Genomic DNA, 22,000 nt, shown 5'->3' on the forward strand with positions numbered 1-22,000 from the left:
GTCGAGGCGATCCGCACCGGCCGCGAACCGAAGGTCACCGGCGAGGAGGCGCTCGACGCCGGCACGCTGGCGCGGCGGGTCGCCGTGGCGCGGGCGCGCCGCGACGGCAAGCGCGCGGGCGGCGCGGTGGGCCTGGAGCGGCGCATGCTCCCGCCGGCGCTCGCCGATTGCGTCTTCCCCACCGAGATGGACGCCGCCGAGGCGCCCCGCGGCGCCGTCGTGTTCCCCTTCTCCGGCGAGGACCGGACGGTTGGCCTCGTCCACGCCGACGGCAACCGGCTCGGCGAGACGCTGATCGCCGTGCAGTCCGCGCTCGCCGCCGTCGCGGACGCCGACGCCGGCGCCGGCTTCCTCCTCGCCCTGTCGAACGCCATCGGCACCGCCACGGCGCTGGCGGCGCAGGATGCGATAGGCGCGATGTGGGAGACCCCCGCGCCCGAGGCGCGCGTCCTGCCCGCGCGCCCGCTGGTGCTCGGCGGCGACGACCTCACCATCCTGGTGCGCGGCGACTGCGCCGTCGACTTCGCCGCCGCCTACCTGCGCGCGTTCGAGACGCGCACCCGCGATGCGCTGGCTCCGGTGCGCGAGACGGCCCGCGCGCTCGGCGGCGCGGCGCTGGAGGCGGCGGTGCCCCCGGCGCTTTCCGCCGGGGCGGGAATCGTCCTCGTCAACGCCAACCACCCGCTCGACCAAGCGGGAGACCTGTCCGAGAGCCTTACGAAGTTCGCCAAGGGGGCGGCCAAGAAGGCCGCGGCGGGGGCGCAGGCCGGCCGCCCCGGCGCCCCGCCGGCGACCCTCGCCTTCCACCGGGTGACGACGGCGCTCGCCGATGCCTACGGCGAGGCGCTGGAGGGCGAGCTGACGCTGGGCCGGGGTGCCGACGCGCGCCGGCTCACCTGCAACCCCTACGTCGTCTCGGGGGAGGCGCGGGACATGGCGTCTTTCGACGCGCTGGCCGAGCTCGCCGACGTGATCGCGACCGAGGGCTTCCCCCGCGGCCCGCTGCGCCGCTACCTCGGCGCGCTCGCCGCGACGCCGTTCCAGGCGCGGCTCGACTATCGCCGCTGGCGGGAGATCATGGAGGCGCGGGCCGGCCGCTGGCTCGACGATTTCGATCGTGCGCTCGCCGCCTTCGGCGTGCCGAAAGGCGCCGAGGAGCCCTTCGCGCCGGGGCGCGACGGCGGCCCACCCGCGACGCCGCTGCTCGACGCCTTCGCCCTCGTCCAGATCGGCCGGCGCAGCCGCCGAGGCGCATCCGGGGAGAAGGCTGCATGAGCGCCCCCGCCGCTGCGCGCGTGTCCGTCGCGCTCCATTCCTACTGGCATTGCGGCACGGGCCGCGGCGCCTCGGCGATGCTCGATGCGGTGATCGCCCGCGACGCGCTCGGCCTGCCCGTCCTGCCGGGGCGCAGCCTGCGCGGCCTGCTGCGCGAGGCGGTGGCGAGCCTCGCCGATCTCGGGGCCGAGGTCGGGGGGCACCCGCTGCCCGCGGACGCGGCGTCGATCCTGTTCGGCACGAGCGGCTTCGAGGCCGTGCCCGGCGCGGCGCGGCCGCGGGCGAACCGGGGCACGGTGCCCGGCCGGCTCGCGGTCTCCGACGCGCGGCTCGAACCCGCCGCGCTCGCGCATCTCGCCCATCTCGACGCCGAGGAGCGGGCCGTGCTCGTGCGAACGCTGGTGACCACGCTCGCCGCGACCGCGATCGACGACCACGGCTCGGCCAAGGCCGCGACGCTCCGCACCGTCGAGGCGGCGGTGCCGGTGGGGCTCGAGGCGCGCATCGACCTGCTGCCGCCGCCCCCCGGCGCCTCCGCCGCCGCGCTCGCCCTCGCCGAGCGCTGGCTCGACGTGCTCGTCGCCGCGGCGCCCTTCGTGCGGGCCGTGGGCGGCGGGCGCACCCGCGGGCTCGGCCGCTGCACGCTCGCGCTGTCGGAGGCGGCATGACGACGATCCGCCGCGCGCGCCTGCGCATCGACCTCGACGACGCCTGCGTGTTCAGCGCGAGCAGCGCGACGACCGGCGGGCATCGCTCGCTCTCGATCGTGCCGGGCGCGGCGCTCCTCGGCCTCGCCGCCTCGCGCCTTTCCGACGCGCAGGCCGATCTCGACCGCTGGACGGTGCTGCACGGCGGCGCCGTGCGCTTCGGCGTCGGCCTGCCGCTCTCGGCCGAGGGCCGGATCGGCCGCCCGACGCCGCGGGTGCTGCACGTCGCCAAGGCGGATCTCGACGCGAGCGCGCATCTCGCGGACGGCAGGCTGGTCGCGGGCAAGGTCGAGAACCTCGCCCGGGCGGCGCGGCGCGCGGGCGTCCAGCTCGAGCCGCTGAAGGACGGCTTCCTCGACGCCGCGCTCGGCGAGGTGCGCGTGCGCAAGACCTACCGGCTCAAGACCGCGATCGACCGCACCCGCGGCGTGGCCGCGGACGGCCTGCTGTTCGGGGCGGAGGCGGTGGAGGCGGGCCAGTCCTTCCTCGCCGAGATCGAGGCGGATGTCGGCGCCTTCGCCGCCGACCCGGCGGCGGACGCGGCCGCCTTCGAGGCGCTGGTCGCGCTCCTCGCGTCGCCGGACGGCCGCGCCGCCCGGCTCGGCCGCTCGCGCTCGGCCGAGTTCGGCGGCGTGACGATCACCCGGTTGCCGGCCGCCGATTCGGCCGCGCCCGGGGGAACCGCCTCGGGTCGGGTCGTCGTCTGGGTCCTTTCCGATCTCGCGTTGCCTGCGCGTCCGGACGCGGACGACACCGCCCTCGACCCTGCCGACTTCGGGCTCGACGGCGGGCGCTTCGCGCCGGAGCGGTCCACCCTCGCTACGCGCAGCTATGCGCCCTTCAACGGCCGCTGGGGCGTCACCGACGTCGAGCGCACGGTGATCGCTCCCGGCAGCGTGCTGGTCTTCGAGGACGTCCGCGGCGGCGTCCGCGGCGTGCGGCGTGTGGGCCTCCACCGCGCCGCAGGGCTCGGCCACGTCTGGATCGACCCGCCGCTGCTCGCGGGCGATCGCCCAGCCGCCTGGGACGAGCCGCGCGTTCCCGTGCGCGACGCGTCGGCCGCGCCGACCGGCGAGCCGCCGGCCCTCGTCGCCTGGATGCGCGCCCGCACCGGCGCCCGCGACCGAACCGCGGCGAGCGAGGCGGCGGTGGCCGAGACGGTCCGCGTCTTCATGCGCGCCTACCACGACGCCGAGAACTATCTCGGCGCCGGCGCGGACGGGCTCGCCGGCCCCTCGCGCGCGCAGTGGAACGCGGTGGCGGAAGCGGCCCGCGCTGCGCGCGGCCGGTCGGCCGGGGACCTTCACGGCGCCGTCTTCAGCGAGCCGACGATGAAGATGAAGAACGGGACGGTGGACGACACGATCTGGACGAAGCCCGTCGGCCCGGGCCGCACGCACGCTGACGTCCTCGCCGACGAGATCGCGCGGCTCGCGGGGCGCTCGGATCTCGACGCCCCCGACGTGCTCGCCATGGCGGCGGACCGGATGGCGCGGGAGACGGATCGCCTGCGCGTCGCCGACCCGCTCGCGGGAGGACGCAGATGACCCGGCATCGCTGGCTCGGTCGCGTGGTGCTGGAGGCCGCCTCGCCGCTCTCCATCGGCGGCGGCGAGGCGAGCGTCCACACCGACGTCTCGCTCGTGCGCGACGCCTTCGGCCTGCCGACGCTGCCCGGCTCGGCGCTCGCCGGCGTGCTGCGGCGGATCGTGCTGCGCGCGCAGAACGAGGAGACGGCCGAGCGCCTGTTCGGCCGCTCCCGCGGCGCCGCCGGGAAAGGCCCGGAGGTCTCCACCGTGACGCTGAGCTGGGGCGCGATCCACGATTGCCGAGGCGTCCCCGTCGACGGGCCGGTGGAGCGCGTCGACGCAGCGGCGATCGCCGCCGATCCGATCCTCGGCCCGGCGCTCGAGACCGCGCCGATGCGCCGCGACCACGTGCGCCTCGATCATCGCGGCGTCGCCGCCGACCGCGCCAAGTTCGACCGCGCCGCCCTGCCGCGCGGCCATCGCTTCACGGTCGACGTCTCGATCCTGCTCGACGGGCCGGACGACGACGCCGACACCATCGTCCGCGCCGCCCTGCGCGATCCATGGCTCGCCATCGGCGGCGGGGCGCGGCGCGGCTACGGGCGGCTGTGGTGTGTGCGCATCTCCGAGATCCGCCTCGACCTCGCGCGCGCCGACGACCGCGCGACCTTCGCGGCGTGGCCGGGACGGCTCGACGCGCCGCTGCCCGAGGGGGTGATCACGACCGACGCGGGTGAGCCGGAGGAGGGCGGCGTCGCGATCGCGCTGAAGCCGTTCGACTTCTGGCGGATCGGCGGCGGCAAGGAACCCGCGCGGGCCACGAGCGAGGACAAGCCGCCACACCTCTTCCCGCTCACCGAGCGGGCGGTGGTCTGGGACCAGGCCGGGCGTTCCGGCCGCATCGAGGAGACGCCGCGCTTCGTCGTGCCCGCCACGGCGATCAAGGGCGCGCTGCGCCACCGCACGGTGTTCCACTACCACCTGATCAAGCACCGCGAGGCGCTGGCCGGCGGCGCGAAGACGTCGGATCACGTCGTGACGACGCAGGCGCCCACCCTGGAGCAGATGCGCCCTCAGGATGTCGACGCGCTGTTCGGCTACGTGCACGAGACCGACGAGCGCGCGGCGAAGGGGCGGCGCGACGGAGACCCCGTCGCCGCCATCGGGCGTGTGCTGATCGACGACGTGGTGATCGAGGACGACGACATCGCGACCGGCGTGCTCTGGCACAACGGCATCGACCGCTTCACCGGCGGGGTGCTGCCGGGCATCCTCTATGGCGAGGAGCTCGCCTGGCGCGGGAAGATCCCGATCCGGCTGCACCTGGACCACGCGGGGGACGTCGACGCCGCCGCGCGCCGCGCCTTCGTCGAGGCGCTGCGGGATCTCGTCGAGGGCCGCCTCGCGCTCGGCGCCGGCGCCAACAAGGGACACGGCTTCATGACCGGCGACGCGTCCGATCTGGAGCCGCTCGCCGGCTGGGCCGAGAGCGGGGAGGCCGTGGGATGACGACGCTCGCGACGCTCGCCGCCGATCTCGACGCGCTCTTCGACACGTGCGGTCATTTCAGCCCCGTGCGCCTCGTGGTGGAGGCGTCGCACGTTCCCGCCGCCGACGGTGTGGAGGCCCTGGCGGCCGCGATCGGCGCCCACGGTCCCCGCGAAGGCTGGCTGTGGGGCGACGGCGGCCCCCGGCGGCTCTCCACCGGCGCCGCCCTCGCGCTCCCCGGCCGCCTCTTCGCCGCCGAGCTCGCGCTCGCCGACGGTGCGAGCCTCCATGTCGACCACGAGGACGAGGGCCCGGGCGCGCCCGCGGGCTGGCGCCTCGTCCGGTACGCCGAGGCCGCGGGCGAGCCGACCCATCTGGCCGAGCGCGTGGTGCACGTGTCGACGCTGAAGGACGGGACCGGCCGCTTCGCGACGGGGCTCGTCTACCGGCGCTATTGGCGGGCGGATGCGGGCGGGCCGGCCAGTGCGGTGGCGGCGCGGTTCCTGGGGTTCGAGGGGTTGGAGGGGGTGTGATGAAGCGGCGGGACCCGATCCATGCGCCCTACAATTTCGTGCCGCTGCCCGATAGGGTCTGCCTGCCGGACTGGCACGACGCCGTCTCGCAGGACGTGCCGCTCGCGGACGGCTTCAGCGGTGTCGTGAACTTCACCTTGCTCGCGTTGACACCGCTGATCGTCGGCGGCGAGCGGACGAAGCAGGACGATGGCATTACGGTGGTCGATTTCGTTCGTGCGCCGGAAGGTGAGCGGGAATACCTCCCGGGATCCACCTTGAAAGGCATGGTTCGCGCTGTCGTCGAGATCGCGTCCTTCGGCCGCTTCCATCCGGTCGCGAACCGCCGCTTCGCCATTCGCGATCTGACCCCTGCGGGTGGGAAGGAGTACCGAGATTTCGTTCGGCGCGTGAACGCCGGTTGGCTGCGGTACGATGCTGCAGACGGGTGGACGATCGAGCGCTGCAAATACGCGCGGATCGCGACGAGTAGTCTCGGCATCACGAATCTCGGTGACGAGAAATGGAAGCAAGCCCCGTCCAAACACCGTGACGTCGCGAAGCGCTGGAAACAGGATGAGCACGCCTTGACGGCCTGGGTCCGCGACAAGACCGCCAGCACGGATCCTGATCGGCATGTCGTCGAGCTTTGTGACGAAGACGATCCGAACGCCCGTGAAGTGACGATCGTCCTCACGGGTCAGCCGAGCGGCAGCAAGAAGCTCGATTTCGTCTTCTACGACGACAGCGGCAAGCGCGTTCCGGTCCGAACCGAAATCATGGAGAAGTTCCGGGACGTCCATGAAGATCGCGACAAGGCGTCCGATCCGGTCGGCAGGGGCGTTTTCCAAGACAACGAGTCGAGCTGGGAGTTCTGGCGCGGCGCGCATCGTATCCCCGTCTTCTACGTTACCGACGGGAGCGGGGTCGCTGCACTCGGCCTTGCGCGCATGTTCCGCTATCCGGGCCGTGCGACGGTCCACGAGTTGCGCCGCAACAGCGGGCAGCGCGCGCACGAGAGACGCGCGAGGCCGGACCTCGCCGAGCTGATCTTCGGCCGGATCGACGAGGAAGCACCCGCGGCTGGAGACCGCTCGGGTGCGCTGCGCGGGCGTGTCGCTTTCGGGCATGCGATGAAGATCGGAAACGCGGAAGCCGAAAGGCAGCCGCCCGGCATCCTCTCCCAGCCGAAGGCGAGCTTCTACCCGGCATACCTCGAGCAGGCCGATGCCGGTGATGGCCGCCTCGGCTCCGTCGCGTATGCGACGTACATGAACAGCGATGCTCGCTTGCGCGGCTGGAAGCGCTATCCGGTGCGACAGCCCGACACCGCGAAGGTGCAGATGCTGGAGGGCCTTGAGGACAAGGTCTCGCAGCAATCGATCCTGCGCACCTTGCCTGCCGGCACGCGATTCAGGGGACGCCTGCGCGTCCACAATCTGCACCGTATCGAGCTCGGTGCTCTCCTCTGGGCGATGACGTTCGGCGGACGCGAGAGCTGCGCCCACGCGGTAGGGATGGGAAAGCCGTTCGGCTTCGGCCAGATCCGGTTCGAGCTCGACGACAGAGCGCTCGCATCGGGGCTGCGCGCGAACGACGGACGCGCGGTTCCGAGCAGCGCCGAGCTGCGAGCCGCGTTCGAGGCGTACATGGTGCGCGAAGCCGGGCCGCGTTGGCAGGGCGGCGAAACCATCGCGATGCTCCTGAGGATGGCGACCCCTGGAGCAACGAAGGCGCATCCCGATGGGGCGCACGGACTTGCCGGCCCGCTGACCTACATGCCCCTGGATGCATTTCGGGCTCGCAGGGGGGGCGACGAAAACGAAGCCATGATCTTGCGGGCCTACAAGAAGCCGCCCGAGAACATGCCGGCGCCCGGAACACGGTTTCGGAACGGGACCGCGGTCACCGTCAGCGGTGACGAAGCGGTATTGCAGCAGGACCTGACCGACGAGCACATCGCGCAGGATCGTCCCGTCGAGGTCACGTTCTTTGGCAAGCCCGCCAAGGTGGTCCCTTCCGCGATCGCGGAGGTGCAGAAGCTCCGCCGCAAGCCGCAGCCGCCCGCGCCAAACCGGCCCCGCCCATGACCGCCCCCCGCATCCTCCTCACCTTTCTCGGCAGCGGCCTCTACGACCCCGTCACCTACCTCTTTCCCTCCGGGCGCACGCGGGCCACAGCGTTCTTCGCGACGGCTCTGGTCGAGGAGCTGCGGGCGGAGGGGATGGCGCCGGATCGGGTCGTGCTGGCGGGAACGTCGGGGAGCGGGTGGGGCGTGGCGCTGCGGGCGCTCGACGGCGAGAGCGATCTCCAGGCGCGTCTCCAGGCGGAGGCCGAGGCGAACGCGAAGTCGTACGGGAACACGTTCGACGAGGCGCTGCTCGAGGAAGCCCGGGAGCGGTTCACGGCTGCCTACGGCACCACGGTCGAGCCGGTCGTGCTGCCCTACGGGCGTACGGAGGCGGAGGCCCTGAGCCTCCTGCCGTTGCTGCACGACCGCGTCCCCCCGTACGCGCGACTCGTTCTCGACGTCACCAACGGCCTGCGCCACCTGCCGATGACCGCGCTCGCCGCCGCGCTCGCACTCGAGACGCTGGCGCCCGCGCCGATCGACGGCGTGTACTACGGCGCCATGTCCCTGAAGACGGAGGCCGGGGTTGCCCCCGTGCTGCGGCTCGATGGGCTCGTCTCGCTGATGCGCTGGGTGCGCGCGCTCGCGGTTTACGACGCGACCGGGCGGATCGGGCCGCTGGCGCGCGCGGTCGAGGGCGGCGCGGACGCCGACCTCGCCGCGAGCCTCGACCATGCGGACTTCCTGGAGCAGGCGGGCCGGCTGGACGAGGCCGTGCCGGCGCTCGACGCCCTCGTTTCGGCGCTCGCGTCGGCGCAGGGCCCCGTTGCGCCGCTCGTCGCGCCGGCCCTGTCCGCGCGTCTCGCCTGGCGCGCCAACGCGACGCACTCCGCCCGCCAGGCGGCGCTCGCCCGAACAGCGCTCGCCGCCGGCGACTACCTCCGCGCGGCGCTGCACGGCTTCGAGGCGGAAGTGTCGCGGCGGATGGAGGCGGAGGGGAAGGACCCGCGCGTCAGGAGCGCGCGAAGACAGGCACAAGACCGCTACCGCAAAGACGCTGACGCGATCGTCGAGAAGAGGGTGGCAGGTGCTCGGCACACGGAGCGCCATCAGGCGCTCGACTTCCTGACGCTCAAGGACCTTCGCAACACGCTCGCGCACGCCAGCGTTCCGAAGAAGGGCTCGGTGGTCGAGGCCGCCCTGGCGGACGAGCGTGCACTGGTGGCCCTGCTGGAACGGCTGTTGCCTGCTTGACCGCCGCATCCGCGGGCGGGGCTCATCCTGAGCCGAGCGCACGAAACGCAGCGAGGCGCGCCTGGGCGCTTCTCCATGCGCAGCCACGCGGATGATGACCGAGACGACTGCTCTGGCGATCGCTTCCAACTGCTACGGCGGATTTCAGTCCGCGTCCACGCGGAAGCGGCCTCAGAACGCACCGTGTACATGCGGCTCACGAACGGGGGGAGGTTTCAGTCCGCGTCCACGCGGAAGCGGCCTCAGAACCAGAAGCTCTATCATCACCAGCGAGCGAGGCTATCTGGTTTCAGTCCGCGTCCACGCGGAAGCGGCCTCAGAACACATCCCGTTCGTGAACGGCGGCCCGGCCGCGTTTCAGTCCGCGTCCACGCGGAAGCGGCCTCAGAACCCGCTATCCCGTTGGCGAGCCCCGCGAGATGCTCGTTTCAGTCCGCGTCCACGCGGAAGCGGCCTCAGAACCGTGCCGACAGCCGGCTGGAAGCGTTCGGGGGTTTCAGTCCGCGTCCACGCGGAAGCGGCCTCAGAACTCGAGCGTATCTCCGCTGATGTGCAGATCGCGTTTCAGTCCGCGTCCACGCGGAAGCGGCCTCAGAACGACACGCTCGGCGGCGACTACGAGCTGATCAGGTTTCAGTCCGCGTCCACGCGGAAGCGGCCTCAGAACCACCACAAGGGTTACGGCTTCGTCGACCACGGTTTCAGTCCGCGTCCACGCGGAAGCGGCCTCAGAACCTCTTCGTCGACACCGCCACCGGTGCGGTCTCGGTTTCAGTCCGCGTCCACGCGGAAGCGGCCTCAGAACGGCGAGTGCCCAACACCCGGCGTCGGACTTCTTCCGGTCGTTTCAGTCCGCGTCCACGCGGAAGCGGCCTCAGAACACCCCCTCCCGCAGGTCCTGTCAAGACTTTCCTGTCCGAGGCCCGAATCCACGATGGGTGCCACATTTTCGCATCGAAAGCCCCCGATCTTCACCCCATCGTGGAAACAGCCGTCATTTTCGCATCCCCACCGCATCCCGGGCTCCCCTATTCCCAACCCCCTCCGCCCCCGCTACGCTCCCTCCATGCACGCCCCCGCGCAACCCCCGAACACCGCCCCCAGCGTCGACCCAGACGCCCTCCTCGCGCTCTGGCAGCACGAGGAGATCCGGGTCGTCGCGGCGCGGCCGCGGGGGCTGGAGGATCATCCGGATCTGCCGGTGCGCATCCGCGGCGCCTTCGGGCGGGCGTTGGCGGATCGGCCTCCGCCCCGGCGGGCGGACCCGTTCGGGCGACCGCGCGCCTTCGACACGCTGTTCGGCGAGGGGCAGGCGCCGCGGCCCTTCGTGATCGACGTCGACGTGCGCGGCGACGTCTTGATCGTCGACCTGCGGCTGTTCGGGGCGGCGCGCATCCACGCCGACGACGCCCGCGAGGCGCTTGTCGAGGCGCTCGCCGGCGGCGTGGCGTTGAAGCCGCGGGGCATGCGCGTGCCGTTCGCCCCGCTCGACTGCCTGATGCGCCGGGCGAGCCCGCCCTGGCCGGCGCCCGCGGCGCGGGAGGCGCACGTGCGCTTCCTCACGCCCCTCGTCATCCGCTCCGGCGGGCGGCTCTCGGCCGCGCCGGACGCGCTGCTCGTCGCCTGCGTCGAGCGCGTCAACGGGCTGGCCGCCTGGTCCGGCCTCGCGCCCACCTTCGACCGCGCCGCCGCCCGCATCGCCGCCGCGCGGCTCTCCGTCGAGGCGCTGGAGACCATTCCCGTGCGCATGACACGCTGGTCCCAACGCGGCGGCGATACGCCCATCCCCGTCAGCGGCTTCCTGGGGGCGGTCCGCATCCACGGCCCGCTCGGCCCCTTCGCCCCGTACCTGCTCCTCGCCCGTGATACCCACATCGGCAGCCATGCGGCCATCGGGTTCGGGCGGGTGGAAGTCGCGTTGGGGTGAGCACTGCGAGCGCGGCTTCCGCCGTGCGACTCATGTCGACCGGCCGGTCTCCGATGTCGAACCTTCGGCTTGCCCAGGGACTGACCTCGTTCGCACTCGGTGGTTTCACGTCCCCGCGACCGAGTCGACACGACCCCGAAGCCCCGCGAGCCTCACGCCCGCGGGGCTTCGCGCGTTGAAAGCCGAACGCGAACACGAACCGCACCCGAGCCGACCAGCCGAAAGCTCCTCCCACCGATACGGCACCCCGCGACCGGAACGCGCGCGGACACCCCACCGATCTCGGCGCCTCACGAGGGCGGGCGGCGCGCCCCCGCGCCCTGGCGGCCCATCTCCACGAAGGCGTGCAGCACCGGGGTGCGTGCGTCGCGCCGCCAGGCGAGACCGACGGCGACGGGATCGAACGCCTCCTCGAAGGCGAGGAAGCGGACGTCGGGCATGTGCAGGTTCCGCGCGACCGAGGGCACGATGGCGACGCCCATGTTCGCGCTCACCAGCCCCATCACCGTGTGGATCTGCGTCGCGTTCTGCACGAGACGGGGCACGAAGCCCCCGCGCTCGCACATGGCCACGATGCGCCCGTGGAAGAGCGGGCTGTTACGCTGCGAGAACAGGATGAAGCTCTCCTGCGACAGCTCCGAGATCGACACGCGATCGCGCTCGCCGAGCGGATGCGAGCCGGGCACGGCGAGGAGGAAGTCCTGCTCCTCGAGCACCGCGTGGTCGAGGAGCGGATCGGCGATCGGCGGGCGCAGGAGGCCGACGTCGATGCGCCCCTCGGCGAGCGCCTCCAGCTGCTCCTGGATCGTCATCTCGTAGAGGTCGAGCCGCACCGAGGGGTACGCGTCACGGAAGCGCCGCAGCAGCTGGGGCGCGATGCCGTAGGTGGAGGAATGGATGAAGCCCACCACGAGCCGTCCCACCTCGCCGGCGACGACGCGCTTCACCTCGTCCGCCGCCTTCTCGATGTCGGCGAGGATGCGATAGGCGCGCTCCAGGAAGGCCGCGCCCGCGGCCGTCAGCGTCACCGCGCGCTGGGTGCGCTCGAGCAGGACGACGCCCAGGCGCTCCTCGAGCTGCGCGATCTGCCGGCTCAGCGCCGGCTGGGCGATGTGGAGGCGCTGCGCCGCGCGCCCGAAATGGAGCTCCTCCGCCACGTGGACGAAGGAGCGGATCAGCCGCGTCTCGAGCATGCCGCCCTCCTGATGATGCCGTACAGGCATCAATACGGTACCGACAATATATTGGACACAACGTAACGCCAGTTCCTACCCTCCCGCCAACGATAACCAAAGACAGGGAGGTCTTCCGTGAGCCTCGGATTCCGCGTCCTCGCAGGCCATGTCCGCGCCGATACGGCAGACGTGCGCGCGCTCGCCGATATCCCGTGCGCGGTCCTCAGCGACAATCTCGGCCGGATGGTCGCGGGCGGGGCGCGGCTGCGCCCGATGCATCGCGGCGGGCGCCTCGCCGGCACGGCGCTTACCGTGAAGACGCGCCCCGGCGACAACCTGATGATCCACAAGGCCGCGGACATGGCCGAGCCCGGCGACGTCATCGTCGTCGACGCCGGCGGGGACCTCACGAACGCGCTCATCGGCGAGCTCATCATCGCGCATGCCCGCTCGCGCGGCGTCGTCGGCTTCGTGGTCGACGGCGCGGTGCGCGACATGGACGCGATCGGCCAAGACGACTTCCCCGTCTATGCCGCTGGCGTGAGCCATCGCGGCCCCTACAAGGACGGACCCGGCGAGGTGAACGTGCCGATCGCGCTCGACGGCATGGTGATCGAGCCGGGCGACGTGATCGTCGGGGACCTCGACGGGGTGCTCGCCGTGCCGCGGGCCCTGGCGGCGGAGATCGCCGCCGCCGGGCGCGCGCAGATGGAGCGCGAGGCGAAGACGCTCGCGGCCATCGCCGGCGCGGGCTGGGACCGCGCCTGGGTCGACCAGATCCTCCGGGAGAAGGGCTGCGCGGGCGTCTGACGCACGCTCCCCACGCCGCGAGACCGGTGAACGAACGAGACGCCCGCCAAGGGCGCGCAGCGACACTGCAAACGAAAGGGAGAAAACGCATGACGCCGTCCAGGAGAACCCTGCTCTCGACCGCCGTCGGCCTCGGCCTCGCCGCAGCCTTCGGCCTGAGCGCCGCCCCCGCCTCCGCGCAGGGCTGGGAGCCCACCCGCCCGATCCAGATCGTCGTCGGCTTCGCGCCCGGCGGCGGCACGGACCAGACCGCGCGCCTCATCGCGTCGGCGGCGCAGGAGCTCTTCCCCGTACCCCTCGTCGTGGTGAACCGCCCCGGCGCCTCGGGCACGCTCGCCGCCGAGATCGTCGCCAACGCCGATCCCGACGGGCACACGCTCCTCGTGGGCGGCGGCAGCGAGAGCACCTCGGTGCCCAACCACATGGAGACGAACTACAGCCTCGACCAGTTCCGCGGCGTCGCCCGCGTGAACCGCGAGCACATGGTCATCGTCACCAAGGCGGGCAGCGGGCTCGATTCCGTCGAGGCCGTGGTCGAGCACGCCGAGGCGAACCCGGGCGATCTCGCCTACGCCTCCTCCGGTCCCGCCGGCATCCTGCACTCGGCCTTCCTCGTCTTCGAGAAGGAAGCCGGCATCGAGATGCAGCACGTGCCCTATCAGGGCGGGGCGCCCGCGCTCGCGGCGCTGCTCGGCGGCCACGTCGACCTCGCCATCATCACGCCCGGCGACGCCAGGGCACAGATGGAGGCCGGCAACGTCGTCGCCATCGCCACGACCTCCGACCGCGCGCCGCAGATCCCGGACGTGCCCGCGCTCTCCGAGCTCGGCTACGACGTGAACCTCGAGAACATGAAGGGCCTCGTCGCCCCCGCCGGGACGCCCGACGAGGCGATCGCCTACCTCCAGGAGCGCTTCGAGCGCGCCATGCAGTCGGAGACCTTCGCGACCCTGGCCGAGCGCGCGAACATCGAGCCCGGCTACCTCTCGGGCCAGGAGTTCGAGCAGGCGATGAGCGACATGTCCGCCGCCATCCGCAACGCCATCGGCGAGCGTCCGGAGGCGAACTGATGAACGCCCCCCGTCTCCTCGGGATCGTCTTCGCCGCGGCTGCGCTCGCCTTCCTGCTCGTGCTGGTGCCCGCTCTCGGCGACGACCCCTTCCTGGGAGGCGGGGGGTTCTACACGGTGGGGCCGACCGCCCTGCCCTATCTCGCGGGCGGCCTCGTCCTCCTCTTCTCGGTGGCGGTGGCGCTCGAAGCGAAGCCCGCGGGCGGCTCGGACGCGGCGACCGGCGGCGATCGGCTCGGGCTCGGCCTCCTCTTCGTCGGGCTGACGCTCGCCTACGCGCTCGGCATGCTCGTCGTCGGCTTCCTCGCGGCCTCGATCCTCTTCCTCGCCGCGGTCTTCGCGCTCTACCGGCCGCGTTCGTGGATCATCGCGGCGATCCTCGCGATCGTCGTGCCGATCGCGGTCGACGCCATCCTGCGCGAGCTCTTCCTCATCCCCCTGCCGTCGGGCCTCCTCTTCTGAGCCGGCCGGAGCCTCACGATGGATCCGCTCCTCCTCGCCCTGTGGGGCTTCACGACGCCCGCCGTCTTCCTGACGCTGCTCGGCTCCGTGGTGATCGGCCTCGTCATCGGCGCGATCCCCGGCCTGTCGGTGAACATCGCGGTGGCGCTCGCCGTGCCGCTGACGATCTTCATGCCCACCGAGCAGGCGCTCGTGATGCTCATCGGCCTCTACGGCTCGGGCATCTTCGGCGGCTCGATCTCGGCGATCCTGCTCAACGCGCCGGGAACGCCGGCGTCCGCCGCGACGATCTTCGACGGCTTTCCCATGGCCCGCGCCGGCCTCGCGACGAAGGCGCTTCGGATCTCGCTCCTCGCCTCCGTCTTCGGCTCGGTCTTCTCCATCGCGCTCCTCGTGATGCTCGCCCCGCAGCTCGCCCAGTTCGCGCTGCGCTTCGGGCCGGTGGAGATCGCCTCGCTCCTGTTCTTCACCTTCCTCATCATCGGCGTCCTCTCCGGCGGCTCGCTGATGAAGGGGCTCCTGTCCGCCTCCATCGGCATGGCGCTCGCCACCATCGGCTCGGACCCGATGCTCGGCATCCCGCGCTTCACCTTCGGCTCGACCTCGCTGATGGACGGGCTGACCTACGTGCCGCTGCTGGTGGGGCTCTTCGCGCTCGCCGAGATCATCGAGGAGGCGACGAAGGGCTTCTCGAAGACCACCCAGAAGGTCGATCTCGGGGTCGAGGACCGCTCGGCGAACCGGATCTCGAGCCGAGAGCTGCGGTCCATGGGCATGCCCATGCTGCGCGCCTCCGCCATCGGCTCGGCCATCGGCATCCTGCCGGGCATCGGCGCGACCATCGCCTCCTTCCTCGCCTATGCCGACGCCAAGCGCTCGGCCAAGGACGCCTCGCGCTTCGGCAAGGGTGACATCCGCGGCGTCGCCGTCTCGGAGAGCTCGAACAACGCCGTCGTCGGCGCGACCTTCATCCCGACGCTGGCGCTCGGCATCCCCGGCGACGCCGTCACCGCGATCCTGCTCGGCGCCCTCGTGCTCCAGGGCGTGACGCCCGGCCCGCTGATCTTCATGACGGCGCCGGGGATCGTCTACACGATCTACGTCGCGCTCCTTCTCTCGACGATCCTGATGGGCGTGATCGGCTATTTCGCCGTGCGCCCGCTGGCGATGACCCTGCGCATCCCCAAGATCTACCTGATGCCCTGCGTGGCCCTCGTCTGCGTCGCCGGCAGCTACGTGGCGCGCAACAACATCGTCGACCTCTTCGTGATGATCGGCGCGGGCGTGCTCGGCTTCGTCTTCAACCGCACCGGCGTTCCGGTGGCGCCGCTGCTCATCACCTTCATCATCACCCCGCCCTTCGAGGAGGCGCTGCGCCAGGCGCTGACGCGCTCGCAGGGCTCCTTCGCGCCGTTCCTGACGAACCCCGTCACGATCGGCCTCGCGCTCGTCGCGATCCTCCTCGTCCTCCTCTCGGCTCGGCGCGAGCGTGCGCTCGCCGCGCGGGCTCGCGAGGAGGCGGACGCCCAAGCATCGAAAGGCAGAGCATGATCGACACGGTCGGCTTCATCGGCCTCGGCGTGATGGGTGCGGGCATGGCCCGCAACATCCTCGCCGCCGGCCATCCCCTCGTCGTCACCACCTCCTCGCGGGAGAAGGCCGACGCCTTCGCCACCCTCGGCGCACGGGTGGTCGAGAACCCCGCCGCAGTGGCGCGCGCGGCGAGGATCGTCGTCACCTGCGTGCCGGAGGCGAGCGCGCTCGAGGCGGTCGTCGGGGGCGGCAGCGGCCTCGCGTCGGAGTCCTGGGAGGGCGGCCTCCTGGTCGACTGCAGCACGATCGCGCCCTTCGAGGCGCAGGCCGTGGAGAAGACGCTGGCCGGTGTCGGCGCGCGCATGATCGACGCGCCGGTCAGCGGGGGCAGGAAGGGGGCCGACGAGGGAACGCTGACCATCATGGTCGGCGGCGAGGCGGGCGACGTCGCCCGCGCCCGGCCGGTGCTCGACGCCATGGGCAAGGCGATCCACCACGTGGGCCCGCTCGGCGCGGGGCAGACGCTGAAGGCCTGCAACCAGCTCATGGTCGCGGTCAACATGATGGGCGCCTTCGAGGCGATCGCCCTCGCCCGCGCCGCCGGCATCGACCCGCACGTCATGCGCGAGGTGCTCTCGACCGGCGCGGCGCGCAGCGGCGTCCTCGAGATGCACGCCAAGCGCTACGTCGACGACGCGCTGGACGGCGGCTTCCGGGCCGAATTGATGCGCAAGGATCTCGGCATCGCCGCCGCCGTCGGCACGCATCATCGCCGCGCCCAGCCCGCCACCGCGCTCGCGCAGGAGATGATGCAGGCGACCTGCAACGCCGGCTTCGCGAAGCTCGACAGCGCGGCGATGGGGCGGCTGTACGACCTCCTCAACGGTCGCGGAGGGGGAGACGCGTGATGGCCCGCGCCTTCTCCGTCGCGCGGCTGCGCGCCTTCGCGATCTCGGTCTTCTCCGCGGCCGGCCTCGGCGAGGCCGACGCGCAGACCGTCGCCGACGTCCTCGTCCACGCGGACCTGCGCGGTCACGGCTCGCACGGGCTCACCCGCATCCCGATCTACGCCAAGCGCATCGTCGCGGGCGCCGTGAAGGCGCGCCCGCAGATCCGGATCGAGCGGCCCTCGCCGGGCTTCCTCCACGTCGACGGCGACAACGGTCCCGGTCCGGTGGTGACCCTGCATGCCCTCGAGGCCGCGATCGCGGCGGCGCGCGAGCAGGGCGTCGTCGCGACCTCGATCGCGCATTCCAACCACAACGGCGCCGGCTCCTTCTACGTCGAGAAGGCGATCGAGGCCGGCTGCCTCGCCTTCGCCATGACGAACGCGCCGCCGTCCATGGCGGTGTTCGGCGGGCGCGAGGCGGTGATCGGCACGAACCCGATCACCTTCGGCGCGCCGACGACGAGCGAGGCCCCGCTCCTCCTCGACATGGCGACCTCCGTCGTCGCGCGCGGCAAGATCGTCGAGGGCGCCAAGCGCGGCGAGACGATCCCGGCCGGCTGGGCGCTCGATCGCGACGGGCGCCCGACGACGGACGCCGCCGCCGCCGAGAAGGGCGTCGTCCTGCCCTTCGGCGGCGCCAAGGGCTCGGCGCTCGCGATCATGGTGGAGGTGCTCACCGGCGTGCTCGCCGGCGGGCGCTTCGCCGGCTCCATGGGCAACCTCTATTCCGACTACGAGCTGACGCAGGACGTCGGGCATTTCCTCCTCGTCGTCGATCTCTCGCGCACCCATCTCGGCCCCGCTTTCGCGCAGCGCACCGGCGCGCTCGTGGCCGAGCTCGAGGGCAGCGCCCCGGCCGAGGGGTTCGAGCGCATCCGCATGCCGGGCGAGGTCGAGGCGGAACGCGCCCGCGACGTCGCGGCGCGCGGCATCGCGCTGCCGAACAACGTCGTCGCCGACCTGGACGCCGTCGCCCGCGAGGTCGGCGTCGACGGCCTGAGCGCTGGGGCGGGCTCGGCATGAGCACGGATGCGGGCGCCACGCCCACCATCGTCTTCCTCGACCGCGACACGCTCCCCCCGAGCGTGCGCCTGAAGGATCTCGCCCGCCCGGCGAACCTCGTCGTCCACGCCCGTACGCGGCCCGACGAGGTCGCAGCGCGCATCGCCGAGGCGGACGTCGTCGTCACCAACAAGGTGGGCATCGACGCCGCCGCGATCGCGGGCGCGCCGCGCCTGAAGCTCGTCGCCCTCGCGGCCACGGGCTACGACCCCGTAGACATCGCGGCCTGCGCGGCGGCGGGCGTCCGCGTCTCGAACATCCGCGCCTATGCGACGCGTACGCTGCCCGAGCACACCTTCGCGCTGATCCTGGCGCTGCGCCGCTCGCTCGTACCCTATGCGCGATCGGTAACGGAAGGACGCTGGGAGGAGGCCGGGCAGTTCTGCTATTTCGACTACCCCATCGCCGATCTCGCAGGCTCGACCCTGGGCGTCGTCGGGGACGGCGCGCTCGGCAAGGCGGTGGCGCGCATCGCGGAGGCCTTCGGGATGGTGGTCCTGTTCTCGTCCTACAAGGGCGTCGACGGGATGGGGCCGCTCTACACGCCCTTCGACGAGGTGATGGCGCGCTCCGACGTGATCACGCTGCATTGCCCGCTGACGCCGCAGACGCGAAACCTGATCTCGGAGCGCGAGTTCGGGCTGATGCGCCGCGCGCCGCTGCTGATCAACACCGCCCGCGGCGGGCTGGTGGACGAGGGGGCGCTCGCGCGGGCGCTGGACGCGGGGCTCGTCTCCGGCGCCGGCCTCGACGTGACGACCCCCGAGCCGCCGGGCGCCGATCACCCGATCCACGCGCTCGCCCGGCGCGAGAACGTCATCGTCACGCCCCACGTCGCCTGGGCGAGCCGGGAGGCGACGCAGGGGCTCGCCGATCAGCTGATCGACACCATCGACGCCTTCCTCGCCGGCACGCCGCGCAACCTCGTCGTCTAGAGCATCATCCCAGCGAGTGGATGCCGGTCGCGGGAAGAATGATGCGAAAAAACAAGAAGCTAGAGTGCCCGACCTGATCCTGTCAGGTCGGATAGCGCTCTAGGCCGCGGCGGCGCGGCGTCCTGCCGCTTCAGAGGAACAGGGTCGCCGTGATCGGGAACAGGGCGACGAGGATCAGCACGAGCAGCATCACCCCGATGAAGGGCATCGTCGCCGAGAACACCTGCTCGATCGACACGTCCGGATCGTCGAGCGTGCTGTGCACCGTGAAGACGGAGAGCCCGAAGGGCGGCGTCAGGAGCCCGATCTCCACGGCGAGCACGGTGACGATGCCGAAATGGCTCAGGTCGAAGCCCATGCCGAGCGCGATCGGGGCGGCGATCGGCACCATGATCAAGAGGATCGAGGTGCTGTCGAGGATCATCCCCATGAGCAGGATGATGATCGTGTACAGAAGCAGGAAGCCGTACGGGCCGAAGCCGGACTGCGCCACGAGGTCGGCGATGGCGTTGGGCAGGCCCGCGATCGAGAGCATGCGCGAGTAGAAGCTCGCGGCGATGAGGAGAAGCAGGATCGAGACGGAGATGACGCCCGTCTGCTTCATCACCTGCCAGAGCTTGCGGCGATCGAGCGAACGCCGCGCCAGCGCGACGACGAGGGCACCGAAGGCGCCGACGCCGCCGGCCTCGGTCGGCGTGAAGTAGCCGGTATAGAGCCCGCCCAGGACCAGCACGACGAGCACGACGATCGGCACGAGCTTGGCGACCATCGTGCCGAGCGGCATGCGCTTCGTCGTCCGGTCGGCGCGCCGCTCGCGGCTCGCCTTCGGGTCGGTAAGGACGAAGCGCGGGAACAGCACCGTGACCGTCATCAGCATGGCGACGAAGCCGCCGGCCAGCATCAGGCCCGGCACGATGCCGGCGATGAACATGCCGCCGATCGAGACCTCGGCGAGGACGCCGTAGATGATGAGCAGAAGGCTCGGCGGGATCAGCATGCCGAGCACGGAGGAGCCCGCGACCGTCCCCGCCGCGAACGCCGCGCGATAGCCGTGGCGCTTCATCTCCGGGACGGCGACACGGGTGAAGACCGCGGCCGAGGCGATGGACACGCCCGTCACCGCGGCGAAGACCGTGTTCGCCGCCACCGTCGCGACGCCGAGGCCGCAGATCAGCCGGCGCAAGAGCTCCTCGGCCACCTCGAACGTGTCGCGCCCCACGTTCGACACGCTCACGAGCAGGCCCATCAGCACGAAGAGCGGGATCGTCGCGAACAGGTAGTCCGCGATGCCGCTGTAGGCGGTGAGCTCGAGCATGCGGAACGCGAGCCCGAGATTGTCGCGGATGACCCAGATGCCGACGAAGGCGACGCCGAGGAGCGCGTAGGCGATCTGCATCCCCGCGAGGACGAGGAGCACGAGGAGCCCGATGAAGGCGAAGCCGAGGGTGAGCGTCGTCATGGGGCACGCCTCGCCTTGCGGATCTCGTCGTTCGCCACGTAGAGCGCCGCGAGCGCGGCGAGGGCGGAGCCGACGACCGTGATCAGCCGGAACGGCCAGGTGGGGATCGTGAAGACGCCCTGCACGCCGAAGAACTCGGCCGTGCGCCAGGCGTCCACGAGCTTGGGATACGACGCCCACAGGACGAGCGCGAAGATCACTGCGCCGCAGAGCGCGAAGACCGTCTCGAAGATCGCGAGCGCGCGCGGCGAGGCGCCCTCGAGCCGCCGCAGCACGAAGTCGGCGCGGGTGAGCCGCCGCTGCAGGATCGCGGCCGCGACCTGGAGGAAGACGATGGCGACGACCGAGCGCGCCGCGATCTCCGAGACGCCGGTGATCGGCGCGTCGAGGAAGTTGCGGCCCACCACGTCGGCGATGATCAGCAGCATCAGCGCGCCGATCCAGGCGGTCCCGATCGACGAGAGGATCGCCGCGAGCCCGCCGAGGATCGCGCCGAAGGGCGCCTCCGAGAAGGCAGGGACGTAGGCGTCCTCGGCGTCCGTGCCGGCGCCCTCGCCCGTGGTGTTCGCGCTCATGCTCCTCCCCCGCCCTCGGCCGCTTCGTCGTCGCCGCGCTGTCCCGCGCGGGACCCGCCCGGGGAATCCCCGGGCGGGCATCGCTCGTTCGCCTTGTGCGCCGTGCGCGACGAAGCCCCTCAGAGACCCTCGTCCCAGGCCCGGCGCGGCTCGATCCCGCGCTCGCGCAGCGCGTCGAAGTAGGCCTTCAGAACCACGCGGCCGTCGTCCCCCGTCTGCTCGAGCCAGGGCTCGACGATGTTGGGCAGGCCGTTCACCCACGCCGCCTTCTCCTCCTCGGGAAGCTCGTGGACGGTGAGCCCGGCCGCCTGCATCTCGTCGAGGGCGCGCGCGGCGAGGTCCGCCACGTAGTCGCCGTGGGCGATCGAGGTCGCCTGCGCCGCCTGGCGGAAGGCCTCCTGGACGGGAGCCGGCAGGCCGTCGAAGAAGTCCTTGTTGGCGGCGATCCCGCCGAAGTACATCGAGCCGATGCCGACCCGGGTGAGCTCCGGGGCGACCTCGTAGACACGGGTGGGCAGGATGCCGGAGGCGAAGGAGAGCGTCCCCTCCGTCACGCCCGTCTGGATGTTGGTGTAGTAGGTGGTCAGCGCCCCGTCGACCGGCGTCGCGCCCGTCTCCTGGAGCCAGTTCGCCGAGGTACCCGGCGCATTGAGCTTGCGGTTCTGCAGGTCGGCGAGCGAGGTGACGGGGAACGTGGCGTAGATGTCGTAGCTGTCGGTGATCAGCGAGGACAGGTGCACCATGCCGTTCTCGGCCCAGCTCTCCTTGAGCTCCGGCAGGTTCTCCGACAGATCGTCGAAGATCTCGATGATGATGCGGTGATCCTCGGTGGCGAAGGGCGTGAAGTAGGTGACGTTCTGGAGCGGCATGTTGGCGCCCTCCCAGACGGTGCCCACCATGCCGACGTCCACGATCCCGTCCATCACCGCCTCGCGGGTGTCGGTGAACTTGTAGAGCGTGCCGCCGTAGCTCTCCATCCAGTCGATCTCGTACTCGCCCGCCTCGGCGAGGATGCGGTCCACCTCGGGCTGGAAGGTGTTCTTCATCGCGTAGACCCAGATGTTGCTCTCCGGGTGCGACGAGCCGATGTTGACGGTGATCGACTCCTGGGCGAAGGCGCCGCCGGCGCCCGCCAGAAACAGCGTGGTGGCGAGCGCTCCGGCGCCCGCGATGTGCCTGGTCCTCATGTCGGTCCTCCCTGGGTCGGGC

Annotated in this window: 19 protein-coding genes and 1 CRISPR repeat array; of the genes, 15 read left to right on the forward strand and 4 right to left on the reverse strand. The window is 71.9% G+C overall.

The window, feature by feature from the left end; translation table 11 throughout:
• The 8 genes from ACTZWW_RS12225 to cas6 all read left to right on the forward strand — a co-directional run.
• A partial coding sequence (locus ACTZWW_RS12225; protein WP_444781231.1) for a hypothetical protein occupies positions 1-1,275 on the forward strand: 1,275 nt, incomplete at its 5' end.
• Complete coding sequence (locus ACTZWW_RS12230; RefSeq protein WP_444781232.1) at positions 1,272-1,943, forward strand: RAMP superfamily CRISPR-associated protein; 672 nt, start codon at positions 1,272-1,274, stop codon at positions 1,941-1,943. The genes ACTZWW_RS12225 and ACTZWW_RS12230, both read left to right, overlap by 4 nt.
• On the forward strand, positions 1,940-3,529 hold the full coding sequence (locus tag ACTZWW_RS12235; protein ID WP_444781233.1) for a hypothetical protein: 1,590 nt from the start codon (positions 1,940-1,942) through the stop codon (positions 3,527-3,529). Before ACTZWW_RS12230 ends, ACTZWW_RS12235 begins: the two co-directional genes overlap by 4 nt.
• Positions 3,526-5,019 carry an RAMP superfamily CRISPR-associated protein gene (locus ACTZWW_RS12240; protein WP_444781234.1) on the forward strand — a complete coding sequence of 498 codons (1,494 nt, stop codon included), beginning with the start codon at positions 3,526-3,528 and terminating at the stop codon, positions 5,017-5,019. Before ACTZWW_RS12235 ends, ACTZWW_RS12240 begins: the two co-directional genes overlap by 4 nt.
• Positions 5,016-5,531 (forward strand): hypothetical protein, encoded by a 516-nt coding sequence (locus ACTZWW_RS12245; RefSeq protein ID WP_444781235.1) that lies wholly within the window; start codon positions 5,016-5,018, stop codon positions 5,529-5,531. Before ACTZWW_RS12240 ends, ACTZWW_RS12245 begins: the two co-directional genes overlap by 4 nt.
• Complete coding sequence (locus ACTZWW_RS12250; RefSeq protein WP_444781236.1) at positions 5,531-7,600, forward strand: TIGR03986 family type III CRISPR-associated RAMP protein; 2,070 nt, start codon at positions 5,531-5,533, stop codon at positions 7,598-7,600. Before ACTZWW_RS12245 ends, ACTZWW_RS12250 begins: the two co-directional genes overlap by 1 nt.
• The gene (gene csx2 / locus ACTZWW_RS12255) at positions 7,597-8,835 is read left to right on the forward strand and encodes a TIGR02221 family CRISPR-associated protein (RefSeq protein ID WP_444781237.1); all 1,239 of its coding nucleotides are present in this window, start codon (positions 7,597-7,599) and stop codon (positions 8,833-8,835) included. Before ACTZWW_RS12250 ends, csx2 begins: the two co-directional genes overlap by 4 nt.
• Before the next feature lie 141 nt (positions 8,836-8,976).
• A CRISPR array of direct repeats spans positions 8,977-9,716; the repeat unit is 37 nt; unit sequence GTTTCAGTCCGCGTCCACGCGGAAGCGGCCTCAGAAC.
• A gap of 185 nt (positions 9,717-9,901) precedes the next feature.
• Positions 9,902-10,762, forward strand: a complete 861-nt coding sequence (gene cas6 / locus ACTZWW_RS12260) for a CRISPR system precrRNA processing endoribonuclease RAMP protein Cas6 (protein WP_444781238.1) — start codon at positions 9,902-9,904, stop codon at positions 10,760-10,762.
• 290 nt (positions 10,763-11,052) lie between these two features.
• On the opposite strand, the gene ACTZWW_RS12265 is transcribed toward cas6, so the two are convergent.
• Positions 11,053-11,955, reverse strand: a complete 903-nt coding sequence (locus ACTZWW_RS12265) for a LysR family transcriptional regulator (protein WP_444781239.1) — start codon at positions 11,953-11,955, stop codon at positions 11,053-11,055.
• A 117-nt stretch (positions 11,956-12,072) separates the two neighbouring features.
• On the opposite strand from ACTZWW_RS12265, the gene ACTZWW_RS12270 reads away from it, so the two are divergent.
• From ACTZWW_RS12270 to ACTZWW_RS12300, 7 genes are all read left to right on the forward strand, one after another.
• Positions 12,073-12,747, forward strand: coding sequence for an RraA family protein (locus ACTZWW_RS12270; protein WP_444781240.1), 675 nt, complete (start codon positions 12,073-12,075; stop codon positions 12,745-12,747).
• Between the two features lie 89 nt (positions 12,748-12,836).
• Complete coding sequence (locus ACTZWW_RS12275; protein ID WP_444781241.1) at positions 12,837-13,817, forward strand: Bug family tripartite tricarboxylate transporter substrate binding protein; 981 nt, start codon at positions 12,837-12,839, stop codon at positions 13,815-13,817.
• Complete coding sequence (locus ACTZWW_RS12280; RefSeq protein ID WP_444781242.1) at positions 13,817-14,278, forward strand: tripartite tricarboxylate transporter TctB family protein; 462 nt, start codon at positions 13,817-13,819, stop codon at positions 14,276-14,278. The genes ACTZWW_RS12275 and ACTZWW_RS12280 overlap by 1 nt, the downstream gene beginning before the upstream one ends.
• Before the next feature lie 18 nt (positions 14,279-14,296).
• On the forward strand, positions 14,297-15,829 hold the full coding sequence (locus tag ACTZWW_RS12285; RefSeq protein ID WP_444781243.1) for a tripartite tricarboxylate transporter permease: 1,533 nt from the start codon (positions 14,297-14,299) through the stop codon (positions 15,827-15,829).
• Positions 15,826-16,719, forward strand: coding sequence for an NAD(P)-dependent oxidoreductase (locus ACTZWW_RS12290; protein ID WP_444781244.1), 894 nt, complete (start codon positions 15,826-15,828; stop codon positions 16,717-16,719). Before ACTZWW_RS12285 ends, ACTZWW_RS12290 begins: the two co-directional genes overlap by 4 nt.
• Positions 16,719-17,783, forward strand: coding sequence for an Ldh family oxidoreductase (locus ACTZWW_RS12295; RefSeq protein WP_444781245.1), 1,065 nt, complete (start codon positions 16,719-16,721; stop codon positions 17,781-17,783). The genes ACTZWW_RS12290 and ACTZWW_RS12295 overlap by 1 nt, the downstream gene beginning before the upstream one ends.
• Positions 17,780-18,757 carry a D-2-hydroxyacid dehydrogenase gene (locus tag ACTZWW_RS12300; protein WP_444781246.1) on the forward strand — a complete coding sequence of 326 codons (978 nt, stop codon included), beginning with the start codon at positions 17,780-17,782 and terminating at the stop codon, positions 18,755-18,757. Before ACTZWW_RS12295 ends, ACTZWW_RS12300 begins: the two co-directional genes overlap by 4 nt.
• A 130-nt stretch (positions 18,758-18,887) precedes the next feature.
• Here the strand turns inward: ACTZWW_RS12300 and ACTZWW_RS12305 are convergent, their stop codons facing one another.
• The 3 genes from ACTZWW_RS12305 to ACTZWW_RS12315 form a co-directional block, all read right to left on the reverse strand.
• Positions 18,888-20,216, reverse strand: coding sequence for a TRAP transporter large permease (locus ACTZWW_RS12305; protein WP_444781247.1), 1,329 nt, complete (start codon positions 20,214-20,216; stop codon positions 18,888-18,890).
• Entirely contained in the window at positions 20,213-20,791 is a 579-nt protein-coding gene (locus ACTZWW_RS12310; RefSeq protein ID WP_444781248.1) for a TRAP transporter small permease subunit, read from the reverse strand. The genes ACTZWW_RS12305 and ACTZWW_RS12310 overlap by 4 nt, the downstream gene beginning before the upstream one ends.
• A gap of 119 nt (positions 20,792-20,910) precedes the next feature.
• Positions 20,911-21,978: a C4-dicarboxylate TRAP transporter substrate-binding protein gene (locus ACTZWW_RS12315; RefSeq protein WP_444781249.1), complete on the reverse strand. Its 1,068-nt coding sequence runs from the start codon at positions 21,976-21,978 to the stop codon at positions 20,911-20,913.
• Positions 21,979-22,000 lie beyond the last annotated feature (22 nt).

Source organism: Salinarimonas sp. NSM, assembly GCF_052380005.1.
GTDB lineage: Bacteria > Pseudomonadota > Alphaproteobacteria > Rhizobiales > Beijerinckiaceae > Salinarimonas.

Excerpts from the sequence above, each read along its gene's own strand:
- ACTZWW_RS12230 (WP_444781232.1), top strand. The coding sequence starts at position 1,272 with ATGAGCGCCCCCGCCGCTGCGCGCGTGTCCGTCGCGCTCCATTCCTAC.
- ACTZWW_RS12235 (WP_444781233.1), top strand. The coding sequence starts at position 1,940 with ATGACGACGATCCGCCGCGCGCGCCTGCGCATCGACCTCGACGACGCC.
- ACTZWW_RS12240 (WP_444781234.1), top strand. The coding sequence starts at position 3,526 with ATGACCCGGCATCGCTGGCTCGGTCGCGTGGTGCTGGAGGCCGCCTCG.
- ACTZWW_RS12245 (WP_444781235.1), top strand. The coding sequence starts at position 5,016 with ATGACGACGCTCGCGACGCTCGCCGCCGATCTCGACGCGCTCTTCGAC.
- ACTZWW_RS12250 (WP_444781236.1), top strand. The coding sequence starts at position 5,531 with ATGAAGCGGCGGGACCCGATCCATGCGCCCTACAATTTCGTGCCGCTG.
- csx2 (WP_444781237.1), top strand. The coding sequence starts at position 7,597 with ATGACCGCCCCCCGCATCCTCCTCACCTTTCTCGGCAGCGGCCTCTAC.
- cas6 (WP_444781238.1), top strand. The coding sequence starts at position 9,902 with ATGCACGCCCCCGCGCAACCCCCGAACACCGCCCCCAGCGTCGACCCA.
- ACTZWW_RS12265 (WP_444781239.1), bottom strand. The coding sequence starts at position 11,955 with ATGCTCGAGACGCGGCTGATCCGCTCCTTCGTCCACGTGGCGGAGGAG.
- ACTZWW_RS12275 (WP_444781241.1), top strand. The coding sequence starts at position 12,837 with ATGACGCCGTCCAGGAGAACCCTGCTCTCGACCGCCGTCGGCCTCGGC.
- ACTZWW_RS12280 (WP_444781242.1), top strand. The coding sequence starts at position 13,817 with ATGAACGCCCCCCGTCTCCTCGGGATCGTCTTCGCCGCGGCTGCGCTC.
- ACTZWW_RS12285 (WP_444781243.1), top strand. The coding sequence starts at position 14,297 with ATGGATCCGCTCCTCCTCGCCCTGTGGGGCTTCACGACGCCCGCCGTC.
- ACTZWW_RS12290 (WP_444781244.1), top strand. The coding sequence starts at position 15,826 with ATGATCGACACGGTCGGCTTCATCGGCCTCGGCGTGATGGGTGCGGGC.
- ACTZWW_RS12295 (WP_444781245.1), top strand. The coding sequence starts at position 16,719 with ATGGCCCGCGCCTTCTCCGTCGCGCGGCTGCGCGCCTTCGCGATCTCG.
- ACTZWW_RS12300 (WP_444781246.1), top strand. The coding sequence starts at position 17,780 with ATGAGCACGGATGCGGGCGCCACGCCCACCATCGTCTTCCTCGACCGC.
- ACTZWW_RS12305 (WP_444781247.1), bottom strand. The coding sequence starts at position 20,216 with ATGACGACGCTCACCCTCGGCTTCGCCTTCATCGGGCTCCTCGTGCTC.
- ACTZWW_RS12310 (WP_444781248.1), bottom strand. The coding sequence starts at position 20,791 with ATGAGCGCGAACACCACGGGCGAGGGCGCCGGCACGGACGCCGAGGAC.
- ACTZWW_RS12315 (WP_444781249.1), bottom strand. The coding sequence starts at position 21,978 with ATGAGGACCAGGCACATCGCGGGCGCCGGAGCGCTCGCCACCACGCTG.